This window comes from Corynebacterium argentoratense DSM 44202 (assembly GCF_000590555.1).
Lineage (GTDB): Bacteria > Actinomycetota > Actinomycetes > Mycobacteriales > Mycobacteriaceae > Corynebacterium > Corynebacterium argentoratense.
The window spans coordinates 835,384-852,008 of the sequence record NC_022198.1 but is presented as its reverse complement, the minus strand read 5'-3'; the positions used below and the strand labels follow the sequence as shown (position 1 = coordinate 852,008).

General features: G+C 57.5%; 12 protein-coding genes and 1 tRNA gene. 7 read left to right on the top strand and 6 right to left on the bottom strand.

Translation table 11 applies throughout. The features are described from left to right. Positions 1–17: 17 nt before the first annotated feature. The 3 genes from CARG_RS04165 to CARG_RS04155 all read left to right on the top strand — a co-directional run bounded on the left by CARG_RS04165 (position 18) and on the right by CARG_RS04155 (position 3,414). Positions 18–626 carry an MBL fold metallo-hydrolase gene (locus tag CARG_RS04165; protein WP_041746973.1) on the top strand — a complete coding sequence of 203 codons (609 nt, stop codon included), beginning with the start codon at positions 18–20 and terminating at the stop codon, positions 624–626. A 61-nt stretch (positions 627–687) separates the two neighbouring features. Beyond that, positions 688–1,203, top strand: coding sequence for a DoxX family membrane protein (locus CARG_RS04160; RefSeq protein WP_020976152.1), 516 nt, complete (start codon positions 688–690; stop codon positions 1,201–1,203). A 12-nt stretch (positions 1,204–1,215) separates the two neighbouring features. Then, on the top strand, positions 1,216–3,414 hold the full coding sequence (locus CARG_RS04155) for a HelD family protein (protein WP_052331955.1): 2,199 nt from the start codon (positions 1,216–1,218) through the stop codon (positions 3,412–3,414). Between the two features lie 81 nt (positions 3,415–3,495). Here CARG_RS04155 and CARG_RS04150 read toward each other — a convergent pair whose 3' ends face one another. From CARG_RS04150 to polA, 6 genes are all read right to left on the bottom strand, one after another. After that, positions 3,496–3,936, bottom strand: a complete 441-nt coding sequence (locus CARG_RS04150; RefSeq protein ID WP_020976150.1) for a universal stress protein — start codon at positions 3,934–3,936, stop codon at positions 3,496–3,498. Between the two features lie 65 nt (positions 3,937–4,001). Then, the gene (gene uvrB, locus CARG_RS04145; protein ID WP_020976149.1) at positions 4,002–6,083 is read right to left on the bottom strand and encodes an excinuclease ABC subunit UvrB; all 2,082 of its coding nucleotides are present in this window, start codon (positions 6,081–6,083) and stop codon (positions 4,002–4,004) included. Positions 6,084–6,105: 22 nt separating this feature from the next. Continuing rightward, the gene (coaE, locus tag CARG_RS04140; protein ID WP_020976148.1) at positions 6,106–6,726 is read right to left on the bottom strand and encodes a dephospho-CoA kinase; all 621 of its coding nucleotides are present in this window, start codon (positions 6,724–6,726) and stop codon (positions 6,106–6,108) included. A gap of 119 nt (positions 6,727–6,845) precedes the next feature. After that, on the bottom strand, positions 6,846–8,981 hold the full coding sequence (locus CARG_RS04135; RefSeq protein WP_020976147.1) for a glucose PTS transporter subunit IIA: 2,136 nt from the start codon (positions 8,979–8,981) through the stop codon (positions 6,846–6,848). Between the two features lie 284 nt (positions 8,982–9,265). Further along, the gene (gene rpsA, locus CARG_RS04130; RefSeq protein ID WP_020976146.1) at positions 9,266–10,720 is read right to left on the bottom strand and encodes a 30S ribosomal protein S1; all 1,455 of its coding nucleotides are present in this window, start codon (positions 10,718–10,720) and stop codon (positions 9,266–9,268) included. Positions 10,721–10,930: 210 nt separating this feature from the next. Continuing rightward, complete coding sequence (gene polA, locus CARG_RS04125) at positions 10,931–13,633, bottom strand: DNA polymerase I (protein WP_041747402.1); 2,703 nt, start codon at positions 13,631–13,633, stop codon at positions 10,931–10,933. A gap of 79 nt (positions 13,634–13,712) precedes the next feature. On the opposite strand from polA, the gene CARG_RS04120 reads away from it, so the two are divergent. The 4 genes from CARG_RS04120 to CARG_RS04105 all read left to right on the top strand — a co-directional run bounded on the left by CARG_RS04120 (position 13,713) and on the right by CARG_RS04105 (position 16,573). Next, positions 13,713–13,789, top strand: a tRNA-Leu gene (locus CARG_RS04120). A 184-nt stretch (positions 13,790–13,973) separates the two neighbouring features. After that, positions 13,974–14,867, top strand: a complete 894-nt coding sequence (locus tag CARG_RS04115) for an ABC transporter substrate-binding protein (RefSeq protein ID WP_041747401.1) — start codon at positions 13,974–13,976, stop codon at positions 14,865–14,867. Further along, the gene (locus tag CARG_RS04110; RefSeq protein WP_020976143.1) at positions 14,867–15,793 is read left to right on the top strand and encodes an amino acid ABC transporter permease; all 927 of its coding nucleotides are present in this window, start codon (positions 14,867–14,869) and stop codon (positions 15,791–15,793) included. Before CARG_RS04115 ends, CARG_RS04110 begins: the two co-directional genes overlap by 1 nt. A gap of 9 nt (positions 15,794–15,802) precedes the next feature. After that, positions 15,803–16,573: an amino acid ABC transporter ATP-binding protein gene (locus CARG_RS04105; RefSeq protein WP_020976142.1), complete on the top strand. Its 771-nt coding sequence runs from the start codon at positions 15,803–15,805 to the stop codon at positions 16,571–16,573. The last annotated feature ends 52 nt before the right edge of the window (positions 16,574–16,625 follow it).

Sequence of the window (16,625 nt, the reverse complement as noted above, 5' to 3'; positions counted from 1 at the left end):
TGGTTAGCATTGAGGCCATGAGTGCCAAAACTAGAGAGCTCGAACTGCACCAAATTTCTGTATCGAAGATGGACAACAATTGCTACTTGTTGGTGGATGGCGAGGAAGCGATGCTCATCGATGCTGCCGATGATGCCACAGCGCTCCTGGAGCTCGCTGAACAGGCCGGAGCGAAGATCACTGCGGTGCTGACAACCCATCGCCACGCCGACCATGTGCGGGCTCTCCAGGAGGTTCTGGAAGCTACCGGTGCACGCCATTATGCATCTGTGCAAGACGCCGATGCTTTGCCCGCTCCGGTGGATGTGCGTTTGGACGATGGCGACACGATCACACTGGGTGATTCCACACTGGATGTGCGGATTTTGCGCGGCCATACTCCTGGTGGGGTTGCTGTCATCGCTGAAATCGATGGCGATACACACGCCTTTGTGGGCGATAGTCTCTTCCCCGGAGGGGTCGGCAAAACTGAGAATCCCGAGGAATTCCACCAGTTGCTCGACGATGTCACCTATCGATTGTTTGATTGCTACGATGACGCGATTATTCATCCCGGCCATGGTGAGCCCACCACCCTTGCCGAAGAACGTGGCAGTTTGGATCGTTGGCGCGAGCGCGGTTGGTAGAGGTTGGTAGAGTCGGACATGGACTTTATCGGTTTTACGTGGTTGTGAAGGTGAGTTTTTTATGTTGAGGAAGATTGCCCGCCCCATGGTTGCATCTGCCTACATCGCGGATGGTGTGAGCACTGTCAAAAATGCGCAGCAGGAGGTCGACACGACCGCCACCCTTATTCAGCGCGTCCGTAAGATGCTCCCCCGCCAGTACCGTCTGGCTGTGCCGAACAATCCGGTTGTACTGACTCAAGGCATTGGTGCTGCCCGCATTGTGGCCGCGCTAGCTCTTGCACTGGGTAAAGCGCCGCGCACTAGCGCCGCCGTGCTTGCCGCGATAGAGGTTCCTTCTTTGGTTGGCCGCAATGCTTTCTGGGAAGCTCAGGATCCTGAGGTCAAGCGCTTGCGCCGTTCTGGTTTTATTAGTGACGTCGCGTTGCTTGGCGGTTTGCTGATTGCTTCTGCGGATACCGCTGGCAAGCCCGGCTTGAAGTGGCGCGCAAACAAGCTGGTCGAAGACGTTACCGATGATGCTTTGCGCGCGACTAAAAAGGCCCGCAAGGCTACGATGAACGTCATCGAGCACTAATTAGTGGTGGGTGTGGGACGACAAAAGACCAGCGTTGTTTTAGCTGAAGAGCAAGACTATGTCGACGGGTTATTTGCCCGGATCGACGAGGATGTTTCTAAAGCCCAAGCTGCCTTGCGGGACGTGATGCTCCGTGTGGATCGGTGCGACCCTGATCCGGAGGACTTGATCCGCCGTGAAACCGAGTATCACTCCCTCAATGCCAAACTCGACACCCTAGCTTTGGCCCAGATTGGATTGGTGTTTGGCCGCATTGACCTCTGCCCTACGCCGTCGGAGGCGGACGGGGATACAGACCCTGCTGCGTCTACGGCCGGTAGCGACCCGGTGTATATCGGTCGTCTGGGCATAGTCGACCGTGAGGACAATTATCGGACGTTGTTGTTGGATTGGCGGGCACCCATGGCGCGCCCGTTTTATCTGGCGACGACCGCCCATCCTGAGTCGGTGGTGCGCCGACGCCACATTCGCACCAAGGGCCGCACAGTCACCGACATCAACGATGAAATTCTGGTGGCTGATTCCAGCTGTCTGAGTGATGTAGACAGCTCGACTGTTGACTTAAGTATTGGCGGGGAGACCGCGTTGATGCGCGCGTTGAGCGCGGCCCGCGGCACCCATATGAACAGCATCGTTGAGACTATTCAGCGAGAGCAGGACGCGATCATCCGTGATCCCTCCCGCGGCGTCATGGTGGTTCAGGGCGGCCCCGGTACTGGAAAAACTGCTGTGGCGCTGCACCGCGTAGCTTATGTGTTGTACACGTGGCGTGAGCAGTTGGAGAAAACTGGCGTGCTGATCCTGGGCCCGAATCGCCGCTTTTTGGATTACATCTCTCGGGTGCTGCCTGAGCTTGGCGAGACTGGTGTGGTGTTGTCCACAGTCGGCGAGATGTATCCGGGAGTTGTTCCCACTATCGAAGATTCGCTGCTCACCCGCGAGATTAAGGGCAGCGAGGAGATGGCCTACATCCTGTCTGAGGCTGTGAAGGCGTACCAGGTTGTCCCGGATGAGGCGTTAGAGTTCCGCGCCGCCGATATGAATGTGCGTGTTGACGCCGCGATGGTCAAGCGCGCCCGGACGCGTGCGCGTCGCAGTCGCAAGCCGCACAACCATGCGCGCTCGGTGTTTGTTGATGAGTTGTGTTCCCTGGTTGCTCGGGCCTGTGCCGAAGACATTGGAGCGGATCCTTTGGGCGGCAACCTTTTGAGTGCTGGCGACATCGCCCAGTTGCATGATGACCTCAAAGCAGATGAGCGTTTTATGGACATGTGTGACACCCTGTGGCCGGTGGTGACGCCCGAACGCGTGTTAGTTGATCTGCTGGGATCGCGCGAGCGCATCGCGCAGGTATGCGCGGAATACGATGAGGATACTCAAACTGCACTGTACCGCGAAGGTGCAGACGAAACCCGTTGGTCTTCTTCGGATGCTGCGTTGCTTGACGAGCTGGCTGTCCTTCTTGGGGATGCCCCCACTAGGGGCGATGCGCAGAAGGTGGCTGCGCGGACCGCTGTGGAGGAAGCTCAGGATGCTCTAGATGTGCTTCGCAGCTCCGAGCATGCTGACCTCGATGATGGTTTCGATGCTGAGATTTTGAGTGCCTACGACGTCATCGATGCTCAGGCACTAGCAGCCCGGCAAGAAGAGCAAGATGTCCGTTCCACCGCGCAGCGAGCTGTGGCTGACCGTGAGTGGGCATACGGACATGTGGTGGTTGATGAAGCCCAAGAGCTTACTCCGATGGAGTGGCGAATGGTGTTTAGACGTTGTCCCTCCCGGTGGATGACGCTGGTTGGTGACGCCGATCAGACCAGCTCGCCGGCTGGAATGGACGCCTGGTCCGATATTGCTGATCTTTCTGGCTGTCGCCTGCGCACCCATGAGCTCACTGTCAACTACCGCACCCCTGCGACGATCATGGATGTCGCTGCGCGCTACGGCAGCGCAACAGCCAGCCAGTCTATTAGGGAGGGCGGGATGGTCGTGTTCTATCCGGAAGGCACCGACCCACACTGTGTCAAGGTGGGCGATGGCCTTGTGGCCGTCATCGACTCGAGCAATGTTGAGCAATTCAAAGGCTTAGAGTTCGACCACGTTATTGTGGTCAACCCAACGCAGATCGCCGAGTCCCCCCAAGGGCGCAATAACCTCTACGTCGCCCTGACGCGAGCCACACATAGCTTGCACATTATCGGCGAGCTACCTTAAGCCCCCTCAGTCGCGTTGACCCCCTTGGTCGTGGCTGCCGCCTCCCAGACGGTAGCCACGCCACACACTGCTATTTGATTGTTAGTTGACGGTGTGAACAATCATGACGTCGCACTCGGACTGGCGGGCAACATCGGCAGGTACCGAACCCAGAAGGCGGCCGGTCAAAGAGTTGATTCCGCGGTTTCCGACAACCAAAAGATCCGCGTGGTTCTCGTTGACGATCGACATGAGTGCTTCAACGGGAGTGCCGGGCTTGATTGCTGTCTTAATGCTTTCGCATCCAACAGCGCGCGCAGCATCAGCAGCGGTTTCGAGATTGCGCTGTGCCGGGTCATCGCCGAGGACCGTGACGGAATCCTGGCGGAGGGTCTTGGATGCTTGTTCCTTGCTTTCGTAGTAGGCGCACCCGATGATGAGGGTGGCATCGAAAGCGGCGGCGATTGCTGCTGCGCGCTCGACTGCGAGAATCGAAGACTTCGACCCGTCGGTGCCAACAACGATCGTGCTGTAGGAGCTCATAGAAAAACCTTCCAAAGTGGTTGAATAACTGTCTCTTACTCTAGCGGAGCCAACCCCGACCCGCCTTACATACCGGTGTCTTCGAGCGCCCGCAACTCTTTACGCAGGTCAGCTATCTCGTCACGAAGCCGTCCGGCAAGCTCAAACTTGAGCTCCCGCGCAGCCTCCTTCATCTGCACACCCAATTCGTCAATCAACGTACGCACCTGATCCGAAGGCATCGAACTGATATCCCTCGTGGGTGTTGCAGACACGGGTGTCGTGTTGGCTTCAAGCTCCGCGACGTCATCGAGAATATCGGCAATCTTCTTACGTAACGGCTGGGGATCAATCCCATGTTCTTTGTTGTAAGCCAACTGCTTGGCTCGGCGGCGTTCGGTCTCCCCGATAGCCTGCTCCATGGAATCGGTGATCTTGTCGGCATACATAATGACCTGGCCAGAAACGTTACGTGCCGCACGACCGATCGTCTGGATAAGCGAGCGGGTTGAACGCAGGAAGCCCTCCTTGTCCGCATCAAGGATGGCGACCAAGGATACTTCGGGAAGGTCAAGGCCCTCACGCAACAGGTTGATACCGACCAGCACGTCGTACTCACCCAAACGCAACTGCCGCAGCAATTCCACACGCTGCAGGGTGTCAATGTCGGAGTGCAAGTAACGAACCTTGATGCCGTGTTCCAAGAAGTAATCTGTGAGGTCTTCGGCCATTTTCTTGGTCAGCGTCGTCACCAGCACGCGTTCTTTTCGCTCGACGCGGGTGTTGATCTCCCCGATCAAGTCATCGATCTGTCCCTTGGTCGGGCGCACAATGATCTCAGGATCGACCAAGCCCGTGGGGCGAATGACTTGCTCGACGAACTCTCCCCCGCTAGCCGCCACCTCGTAATTACCCGGCGTTGCAGACATGTAAACGCACTGACCTTTGCGGGATTCGAACTCATCCCACGTCAGCGGGCGGTTATCCAGGGCACTTGGCAAGCGGAAACCGAAATCGACCAGGTTGCGCTTGCGGGAGGCATCTCCCTCAAACATCGCGCCGATTTGTGGAACCGTAACGTGTGACTCGTCGATAATTGTGAGGAAGTCTTCCGGGAAATAGTCAATCAATGTCGCTGGTGCAGAGCCCGCGGCGCGCCCGTCAATATGGCGGGAATAGTTCTCGATACCGGAGCAAAAACCGACCTGCTCGATCATCTCCAGGTCATACTCGGTGCGCATACGCAACCGCTGAGCCTCCAGCAGTTTGCCTCGATTCTCCAGGTCGTCAAGACGCTCAGCAAGCTCCTCCTTGATCGCCGCGACAGCTTTTTCCATCCGTTCGGGACCCGCAACATAGTGCGTAGCAGGGAAAATGCGGAGTTCGTCAACCTGCCGGATAACATCGCCTGTGAGAGGATGAATGTAATACAACGCATCGACCTCATCACCGAAAAACTCCACCCTGACGGCCAGATCTTCGTAGGCGGGGATGATATCCACCGTGTCACCTTTGACCCGGAAGGTGCCGCGAGTAAACGCGACGTCATTGCGCCCATATTGGATATCGACCAACAGGCGCAGCAATCGGTCGCGTTCAATTTCCTCCCCCACCCGCACAACGATGGAACGATCCAAATAGGACTGGGGGGTGCCCAGACCATAAATGCACGACACAGAAGAAACGACAACGACGTCGCGTCGGGACAACAGCGCAGAGGTCGCAGCGTGCCGCAAACGCTCCACATCCTCGTTGATGGAGGAGTCCTTTTCGATGTAGGTGTCCGTCTGCGCGATGTAGGCTTCCGGCTGGTAGTTGTCGTAGTAGCTCACGAAGTACTCGACTGCGTTATTCGGAAGCAGCTGTTTAAGTTCGTTGGCCAATTGGGCCGCGAGTGTTTTGTTCGGCGCCAACACGAGGGTCGGTCGCTGCACCTGTTCAATGAGCCACGCAGCGGTTGCAGATTTACCAGTACCTGTGGCGCCCAAGAGCACGACGTCGCGCTCCCCACGGTTGATGCGTTCGGTCAACTCTTTGATCGCTGCAGGCTGGTCACCTGCAGGTTCATACTCAGAAATGACCTCAAAGCGTGCATCGCTGCGTTCTACTTCGCCCAGTGGTCGGTACTCGGAATAGGACAGCTTGGGGTTTTCTGCAGCGAAGGCCATGCGGGCTATTCTACGCGCCCGGCTAATCGGTCGCTGGAGTGGTGTGCGCTTGCTGGCGTAGCTGGTCAGCTATGCGCGCAACCTGTGGCTCGAGCTGCTCCAGTCCCCCATTATTGTCGATAATCAGATCGGCTGCGGCACGTCGAGTGTCGTCGTCGATCTGCTGGGCGATGCGGCGGCGAGCATCATCCGGATCAAGCCCCCGGTGGGCCACAAGCCTGCGGACGCGTTCTTGCGAATCCACATCCACCACGATGACTACATCAACGTCCTTGTGCTTGCTCATGTCTACCAACAGTGGATTGTCATAGAGGACGATGAGCTTGCCTTCCGCCGCAGCGTGCTGGAATCGACGCTCGGTGAGCTTGTTGATTTTGGGGTGCATGATGGCGTTGAGCATGTCGGTGTGCTCACGATCGACGAACGCCCGTGCTGCAAGTTCACCCCTATTAACACTGCCGTCTGCTTGGAGGATCCCCTGCCCGAACGCTTGGACCAATTCGGGCAGCGCAGGCGTGATGACGTCCCGGGCGATCTGGTCGGCGTCAACCAACGCGGCGTCATTACCCAACAGCTTGATCAGCTGCGCAGCGGCCGTGGACTTGCCGCTACCTATCCCACCGGTGAGCCCAACTTTCAACATGGCAGCAACCCTAGCAAAGCACAGCCACCGGTATACGAAGCAGCAGATAGAAACAAGCGCAGCGGCTCAGAAGAATCTTCGGAGCCGCTGCGCTAACAACATAGGCGCTCAGCCGTGGCTTAGGCGTCCTTGGCGTCCACCTTAATAACATCGGTGTCAAGACCTGCGGTGCCGAAGTTCATGCCCTCAACGGAACCAAACTTCTTGTGGTTGGTCACCAGAACCGGAGTAATCGCCGGGTAACCTGCTGCGGCGATCTTTTCGCGGTCGAAAGTGATCAGCTTGTCCCCCTTCGACACACGCTGCTTCTGCTTGACGTGCAGCTGGAAGCCATCGCCCTTCATGTTGACGGTGTCAACGCCGACGTGCATCAGAAACTCCACACCGCTATCCAGCTTCAGTGCAACTGCATGGCCGGTGGGGAAAGCAACCGCCACAACCCCATCTGCAGGGGCATACACGCTGTCACCAGTCGGCTCAATGGCAACACCCTTGCCAACGGCGCCCGAGGCGAAACCAGCGTCCGGAACCTCTGACAGGGGCACGCAAGTACCCTCCATCGGGGAAGAAATAATGGTCTCTGCACCCGGCTGCATGGCGGGTTTGAGGGGCTTCGCGGGCTTGGCAGCTACCGCAGTGGCTGCACCAGCACCAGCAGCTGCGGCGGCAACGTTGCCTCCATTATTGACCGCGTCCTCGGCAGCGTCGACACGTTCGCTGGTCTCCACGACCTCATTAACGTCGGCGGCCTCGGCAGCGACAGCCTCGGAACCGTTTCCGCGCTCTGCAGCAAGCTTCGCCAAGATCTCAGCCTTCTCGTCCTTCGTGCGGTAATCCAGGGCGATAACCAGGAAGAAAGAAGTAAAGAAGGCAACTGCAATGCCCACCATGTAGCCGAGCATCGGGCTCATCGCGGGAATGGTCAGCAAGGAGGTGAACACGAACGCGCTCGCCTTGACGTTGAAGAAGCCCATCACAGCGCCACCTAGGGCACAGCCCGGCAGCAACGAGAGGTAAGAGCGGCGGAAGCGCAAGAGCACACCGTAGAGGGAAGGCTCGGAAATACCACCGAGGAGCCCGGCCAGTGCGCCACCTAGGGAAACCTGGCGCATGGTGGTGTTTTTCTCACGTACAGACATGACGAAAACACCAGTCACGACGCCGAAGCAGGCGAAGTTCCAGGCACCCATGGGGCCTTGGATGAAGTCGTAGCCGAGGCTGTTGATGTTCTGCAGCATGATGGCGTTGAGCGGCCAGTGCAGACCCAGAGGAACGAGGAAGGGGTACAGCAGCGGAATGATGATCGCAAGAACAAAGGAGTTCCAGTTGTTGACTGCTTCGAGGAAGTGAGAAATGCCGTTACCTACGCCGATACCGATGGGGCCAAAGACGAAAGCGGTAGCCGGGATCATCACCAGCAGGGAGAAGAAGGGCACGAAAACCATGTGCACTGCAGAAGGAATAATCTTCTTAAACAGCTTCTCCACAAAGAACAATGCGACGGCAGCGATCAGCGGTGGGAAAACCTGTCCGCCGTAGTCGTTGATAACCATCGGCAGCCCGAAGACATGGTAGGTGTACACCGTCCTACCGGCGACCTCAGAGATGTCTGCGAGGCCCTTGGCGTATTCAGGATCAGAGAACTTCAGGAATTCCGGCGTGAGCAATGCAGCCGGGATGGCGGCACCCACCCATTCGTTGGCGCCCAGCTTGCGAGCTGCGGTAGCGCCCACCATGATCGGCAGGAAGTAGAACACCGAACGCCACATGGCGTGCATGAATTGGTACGTGGGCGGCTGGTTCTCAGCGCGGAAGTCCTGCAGACCGAAAGTGTCTGCTAGGACCAGCATGGTGATAATCAGCGAGGCGCCCAGCAGAGCCCACAGAATCGGGCGGAACGTGTCGGAAAGAACTTCGAACCCGTAATCGATCCATGAGTACTTTCCACGAACGCCACCGTATTCCTTCTTGGAGGATGCGGCCTTGGCATCAGAGTCGGCCATACCAGGCAATGCTTTGATGCCTGCGTAGTATTCGGCGACTCCCCCACCCATGATCACCTGAAGGCCGGTAGATCCCTGGGGGACGACGCCCATCACGGCGTCATTGCTGTCGAGTGCCTCAATATCGGCTTTTGATTGGTCAGCCAGTTGGAAGCGCAGTCGTGTCGCGCAGTGAGTCAAACTGGTGACATTCTCAGCGCCACCGACCTTGTCCAGAATGAACTGTGACACGGTCGCGGTGTTTGTCGACATGAGCGAACCTTTCTAAGTTGTGCTCAATTAATGGTCTCACCCAGTGTATGGCCCCAAAACAGAAGCAAACAAATACAAAAACAACACACCTGACCGTGATAAACCACATCGCACGCTTCTTACTGCGCTTTTCTTAAGCGATACTCCACACGACCCCAAATAAGTGTGAAAAACAACATAGGCGCAGATTTACTACTGATCTAGTTATCCGTGCACGAGGGTATGAAAAAGCCGCCGGGCGCTAATGGCGCCCGGCGGCTTGTGCTAGCTAGAGCTACTGGTAACTAGTTACCAGCGAGCTTCTCGCGGAGAGCAGCGAGCTGCTCGTCAGATGCGAGGGAACCAGCGGTCTCGGTAGCCTCTGCGGCCGGAGCTGCCTCAGAGGTCTCGGAGGAGTAGTTGGTTGCGCCGGCTTCTGCAGCTTCTGCGGCAGCAGCACGGTGCTTCTCGATCTGAGCAGTGTGGAGCTGGTGACGACGCTCGGACTCTGCGTAACGAGCTTCCCACTCGGCGCGCTGGGTCTCGAAGCCCTCCAGCCACTCGTTGGTCTCGGGGTCGAAGCCCTCGGGGAAGATGTAGTTACCCTGCTCGTCATAGGAGTCAGCCATGCCGTACTTGGAGGGATCGAACTCTTCGGTGTAGTCCTCGTCAGCCTGCTTGAGGGACAGGGAGATGCGACGACGCTCGAGGTCGATGTCGATGACCTTGACCATGACCTCTTCACCAACGGCAACAACCTGGTCCGGAACCTCAACGTGGCGCTCAGCCAGCTCGGAGATGTGAACAAGACCCTCGATGCCCTCTTCAACGCGAACGAACGCACCGAAGGGAACGAGCTTGGTGACCTTGCCCGGAACAATCTGGCCCACAGCGTGAGTGCGAGCGAAGACGCGCCACGGATCCTCCATGGTGGCCTTCAGAGACAGGGACACGCGCTCTCGGTCGAGATCGACGTCGAGAACCTCAACGGTGACCTCGTCGCCAACTGCAACAACCTCAGAGGGGTGATCAATGTGCTTCCAGGACAGCTCGGAGACGTGGACGAGACCGTCAACGCCGCCAAGGTCAACGAATGCACCGAAGTTGACGATGGAGGACACGACGCCCTTGCGGACCTGGCCCTTCTGCAGCTGGTGCAGGAACTCAGACCGAACCTCAGACTGGGTCTGCTCGAGCCATGCGCGGCGGGAAAGAACAACGTTGTTGCGGTTCTTGTCCAGCTCGATGATCTTAGCTTCGATCTGCTGGCCGATGTACGGATCCAGCTCGCGAACGCGACGCATCTCGACGAGGGAAGCAGGCAGGAAGCCGCGAAGGCCGATGTCCAGGATCAGGCCGCCCTTGACGACCTCGATGACGGTACCGGTAACGGGCTCGTCCTTCTCCTTGAGCTCCTCGATGGCGCCCCATGCGCGCTCGTACTGTGCGCGCTTCTTGGACAGGATCAGGCGACCGTCCTTGTCCTCCTTGGTGAGGACCAGTGCGTCGATTTCGTCACCGACGGAAACAACTTCACCGGGGTCAACATCGTGCTTGATGGACAGCTCGCGGGAGGGGATGACACCCTCGGTCTTGTATCCGATGTCCAGAAGGACTTCGTCGTGGTCAACCTTGACGACGGTACCTTCGACGATGTCACCATCGTTGAAGTACTTGATGGTTGCGTCGACCGCGGCGAGGAAATCCTCAGCAGAGCCAATGTCGTTAATGGCTACCTGAGGGACGTTATTTGTGGGCATATGTAAAAGTGCTCCGAAAATGGCCTAGGAAGTCTGTAAACGGACAGATTAGGCACGTCAGAAAACACCCTTGAACTGGAAGATATAATTCCAAGCCGAGAGGCTTTCCTGCTAGCGACGCGGCCGGGCCTTCCTAGTGTTTACCCAAGCTGCGAAACCGCGAGCTGACGCACGGAATCAACAATAGCACATACCCGCTGCTTATGCCGCCTAGTGCGCCGCCTCGTCCCAGTTAGAACCGTGCCCACTGCTGACTTCCAAAGGAACACTTAGCTCGATGGCGTTGTCCATCTCATCCTCAACGATCCTGCGCACCTTATCCAGCTCGCCCTTCGCCACCTCAACAACGAGCTCGTCGTGTACCTGCAGCAGCACCCGGCTGCGCACGCCTGCGTCACGCAACGCGGCGTCAACACGCAGCATCGCAACCTTGATGATGTCAGCTGCAGTTCCCTGAATCGGCGCATTAAGTGCGGCACGCTCCGCGTTTTCCCGTACGACCCGGTTATCACTGTCCAGCTCCGGCAGATAGCGACGCCGCCCGAACATCGTTTCCGTGTAGCCAGACTGGCGAGCCTGCGTGACCGCACCGTCCAAATAGGCCTTAACCCCACCGAAACGCTTGAAGTAGTTATTCATGATCGATTTGGCCTCGCCCGGGGTGATATCCAACTGGCCGGACAACCCATAGGCAGACAGGCCATAAACCAGGCCGTAAGACATGGCTTTCACCCTGCGTCGCAACTCCGGCGTGACTTCCTCCACCGGCACGTCAAACACCCGGGAGCCCACATAGTTGTGTAGGTCCTCGCCCTGACGATACGCCTCGACGAGGCCTGCATCCTCCGACAAGTGCGCCATCACGCGCATCTCGATCTGCGAATAGTCAGCCGTCAGCAAAGTCTCGTATCCATCCCCGACCACAAACGCGGAGCGAATCTCACGCCCCGCAGGTGTACGGACCGGGATGTTCTGCAGGTTCGGGTCGGTCGAAGACAAACGACCCGTGGACGTCACCGTCTGCTTGTACGTAGTGTGGATGCGACCGTCAGCGGCTACGCACTTGATCAGCCCTTCCAGGGTGGTCTTCATCTTCTGGTTTTCTCGATGGGCTAGGAGCTGATCGAGGAATGGGTGCGGGTGATTTTTGGCCAGCGCCTCGATTTCCTTCGCAGCCGTGGAATATCCGGTTTTGGTCTTCTTAGTTTTCGGCATCTCGAGCGTGTCGAAAAGCACCACCTGAAGCTGCTTGGGGCTGGACAGGTTCAAATTTGGATCCCCGGCTAGTTCGCGCGCCGCGTCCTGGGCTTCATTGACTTTCAGCTGGAAATGGTCTTTCAGCTCCTGCAGTTTGTCGATGTCAACAGCGATACCCACCGCCTCCATCTGCGCCAGGATTGGCACCAGTGGCAGCTCCAGGTCGACATAGAGCTCGAAGGATTCAATCTCTTGGAGTTGCTGGGTGAGCACCGCTGACAATTCCATCACCGCCGCTGCCTCGTGAAGCAGATACTTCAGTGCGGCAGAATCATCCGCGGCGTCATCAAGCAAAGACATTTGGCCAGAAGGCTGCTCGATATCTAGGGTTTTCTTCGTGTGCCTCTGGTACACATCGTGCAGGTCGTAGGTGCGCTGACCGGGCAGCAACAGGTAGGCAGCTAAGAGGGTGTCGTGTGCAATGCCGTCCAGGTCGAACCCACGGCCGCGCAGCATGTGCCAGGCGGCCTTCGCCCCGTGGAAGAACTTCGGCTGATCGCTTGCAAGCCACTGAGCCAAGGCGCGCTCATCGTTTTCAGACATGTCGGATGTACGAATAATGACGCCGCGATAATCCGCATCCACGATCGCTAACGCTGTGCAATCGCCGTCACCAGGCTTGGCACTACCCGCGCACACCACGGCGCGTCCGCCCGGGGTTTCAAGGAACTCCGCCAGAGGTTGTTCGGCGACCTCGACGGAGGAAAGATCGACATCACTGCCGGCGCTAGCGTTGCCGGTGCCCGTGGAAGGCTGCATCTGCTGCGATTGATCGTTATCGGACCCCAGGTTGGGAAGCGTTGCCAGAACACGTTGACGCAGTTGGTTGCCGAATTCCAAAGAATCAAAGGCGTCCGCGATCGCGACGATGTCGGCCTGGCGGAACTCTAGATCTTCAGGCTTGTAGGGCAGGTCAAGGTCCTTGACCATTTCCGTAAGCTCACGGTTGAGACGGACCTGCTCGACCCGCTCCCGCAGCTTCTCACCAACTTTGCCTTTGACTGAATCTGCCTGCTCGAGCAACTGCGCGAGACTGCCATAGCCAACAATCCACTTCTGCGCTGTCTTTTCCCCAACCCCGGGAATCCCCGGCATGTTGTCCGAAGGGTCCCCCCGCAACGCCGCAAAGTCTGGGTATTGCTGTGGAGTGAGGCCGTACTTCTCCTCCACGGCCTCGGGGGTGAAACGGTGCAACACGCTGACGCCCTTCATCGGGTACAGAACCGTAGTCGCACTATTGACTAGTTGGAAAGAGTCGCGGTCGCCGGTAACGATAAGGGTTTCAAAATCCCCTTCGGCGGTAGCCTCGGTGGCGAGGGTAGCGATGATGTCGTCAGCCTCATAATTTTCTTTCTCAAGGGTCGCGATACCAAGTGTCTCGAGAAGCTCCTTGATCAGCCCCACTTGCCCCTTGAACTCTTCCGGCGCACTTTCACGCTGAGCCTTGTACTCCGGAAACATTTCGCTGCGGAACGTTGTGCGCCCAACGTCGAAGGCCGCGGCGATATGCGTGGGCTTTTCCTTGGAAATCAGGTTGGAAAGCATGGATACAAAGCCGTAGACGGCATTCGTGCACTGGCCAGAAGAGGTGGAAAATTTCTCCGCTGGCAGCGCATAAAAAGCGCGAAAAGCCATGGAGTGGCCGTCGATGAGCATCAGTCGTTTGGGGGAAGTCACGGCGTCGATCCTACTTAAATTTGAACAATGTTGACCATGCGCTAAACTATCCAAGCGCGCCCCAGTAGCCCAATTGGCAGAGGCAACGGATTCAAAACCCGTCCAGTGTGAGTTCGAGTCTCACCTGGGGCACCATTGAGCAGCACTTTTAGTGTTGCTCTTTTCTTGTTTTGGGGTCTAGGGGCCATTTAAGGGCCAAAAACCCACGCGCATGTGACGGGCTAAGCAGTACCAGCTCCACACTGCACACCACACGGAAAGCCCTAAGCGGGGGTACACAAACATGAACTTTGCTTCAGATTCACTAGACTCATCAACCATGAAAATCCTTCGCCCCAGGGGGCTCGCTCCCCTCGCATCACTGCTCGCTGGCGCACTAGCGCTCGCGGGATGCGTCACCAATGAAGAGGGCGGGCACCCAGAAGGGTGGGAGCCTGTCATCCCCGACCCCGTTGCTGACGTTCAGGCACTCGTGCCCCAAGAGATCGCGGATAAAGGCTCCATCACCATCGGAACCAATCCGCCTTTCGCACCAGCCGAATTCAAGGATTCCGCTGGTGAGATCATTGGTTTCGAAATCGACCTCGCCCGCGCTGCTGCCGCAGTAATGGGCCTCGAACTCAACATCCAAGATCAAGATTTCTCCATGATTTTGCCCGCCGTGCAGGCTGGATCCGTGGACTTCGGCGCATCGGGTTTTACCGATAATGAGGAACGCCGCAAACAGTACGACTTTGTTGATTTTCTCAACGCTGGAATCCAGTGGGCATCCCAGACAGGGGCTCCGGTTGATCCTGATGATGCCTGTGGGCTGACTGTGTCGGTCCAGCGCCTCACTGTCTCCGATACCGACGACATCACTCCCCGATCAGACGCGTGCGTGGAGGCCGGTAAACAACCCATTAAAAAACTTGCCTATGATTCTTCCGATGCTGCGGCTACAGCACTCGTGCTTGGCAAGGCTGATGCTTTTTCCGCTGACTCACCGGTGACCGCATGGGCGGTTGAACGCTCCGATGGGGCTATCGAACTAACGGGTGAGATTTTTGATGCAGCACCCTACGGCTGGCCGGTAGCCAAGGGCTCTGACTTGGGGCCGGCTCTGCAAGCTGCTTTGCAGCATCTTATCGACAGTGGTGACTACCAACGCATCCTGACCATGTGGGGCGTCGAAGCCGGCGCCGTCGACACAGCTGTAATGAACGGACAATAATGGCTACTCACTCTTCTTCCCCCGCAACCCCCGCGCCGATCGAGGCAAAGCAACTCCATCATCCGGGGCGCTGGATCGCCGCTGCGATACTCCTGCTGATTGCCACAAAGTTTGTGTGGTCTAGCGTCACCAACGAGGCATACCACTGGGACACCTATTTCGCGTATCTTTTGGACACTCGCGTCGCAATTGCCGCGCTACACACCCTCGAAATCACTGTCCTTGCGATGCTCATCGGTGTGGTCCTTGGCGCGATTTTGGCGGTGCTGCGCATGTCACCCAACCCCGTTTTGCGCGCGGTCAGCCTGGCCTATCTGTGGGTATTCCGCGGCACCCCAGTCTATGTTCAGCTGGTGTTCTGGGGGCTGCTAAGCAACATCTATAAATTCATAGACCTTGGCTTCACCCAGATCAGCCTCGAAACTATGCTCTCAAACGCCTTCTTCTTGGCTGTTATCGGCTTGGGGCTCAACGAATCCGCATATATGGCAGAAATCGTCAGGGCCGGCATTCAAGCCGTCCCCGAGGGCCAAACTGAAGCCTCTAAAGCGTTGGGCATGAGCTGGTGGCTCACCATGCGCCGCACGGTACTGCCCCAAGCAATGCGCATCATCATCCCGCCGACGGGCAACGAGCTCATCTCCATGCTTAAAACCACCTCCCTGGTCGTGGCGATCCCCTACACCCTCGAGCTGTACGGGCGCTCGATGGACATTGCTAACAACCTCTTCCTACCGGTTCCAATGCTTCTCGTTGCCGCGACCTGGTACCTGGTCATCACCTCGCTACTGATGGTCGGCCAGCACTACCTTGAACGATTCTTCTCTAAGGGCGCTTCCCGGCAGTTAACTGCACGCCAACTGGCTGCGCTGGCCGATGCTGAAGGTAAGCCACCTGCAAACGTGACCATCACGGACGAAAATTAAGGACTTCCCATGACTGACCAACAACTCATGATCGATGCACAGAAAGTGTGCAAGAGCTTCGGCCACCTGGAAGTCCTCAAAGGAATCGACCTTCAAGTCCCCCGCGGTAGCGTCACCTGCCTCATCGGCCCTTCGGGCTCAGGCAAGTCCACTTTCCTGCGATGCGTCAACCACCTTGAACAAGTCAATGCAGGCAGGTTGTATGTAGACGGCGAACTCATCGGCTACAAGGAAAAAGACGGCGTCCTCTATGAGATCTCCGCCAAGGAGGCCGCCCGCCAACGTGCCGACATCGGCATGGTGTTCCAAAACTTCAACCTGTTCCCCCACCGCACTGTGCTGGACAACATCATTGAGGCGCCCGTACACGTTAAATCTCAGCCGCCGGCAACGGCGAAAAAACGCGCAATGGAGCTGCTTGAACAAGTTGGTTTGGCGCACAAGGCCGACGCCTACCCCGTCCAGCTATCTGGCGGTCAGCAGCAGCGTGTGGCTATTGCCCGGGCGGTTGCTATGCAACCTAAGCTGATGCTTTTTGACGAGCCAACCTCTGCGCTTGACCCCGAATTGGTCGGCGAGGTTTTGCAGGTCATGCGCTCCCTTGCGCGTGAAGGCATGACCATGCTCGTGGTGACACACGAGATTGGTTTCGCCAGGGAGGTTGCCGACCAGGTTGCGTTCATGGACGGAGGCGTCATCGTCGAACACGGAACGCCCCAGCAAGTAATCGACAACCCCCAGCACAACCGTACCCGTGAATTCCTATCTAACCTGCTCTAAGCCACTGCCCTAATCTGCAGGGCTCATCCCCACGATAAATCCCCACCGCTCT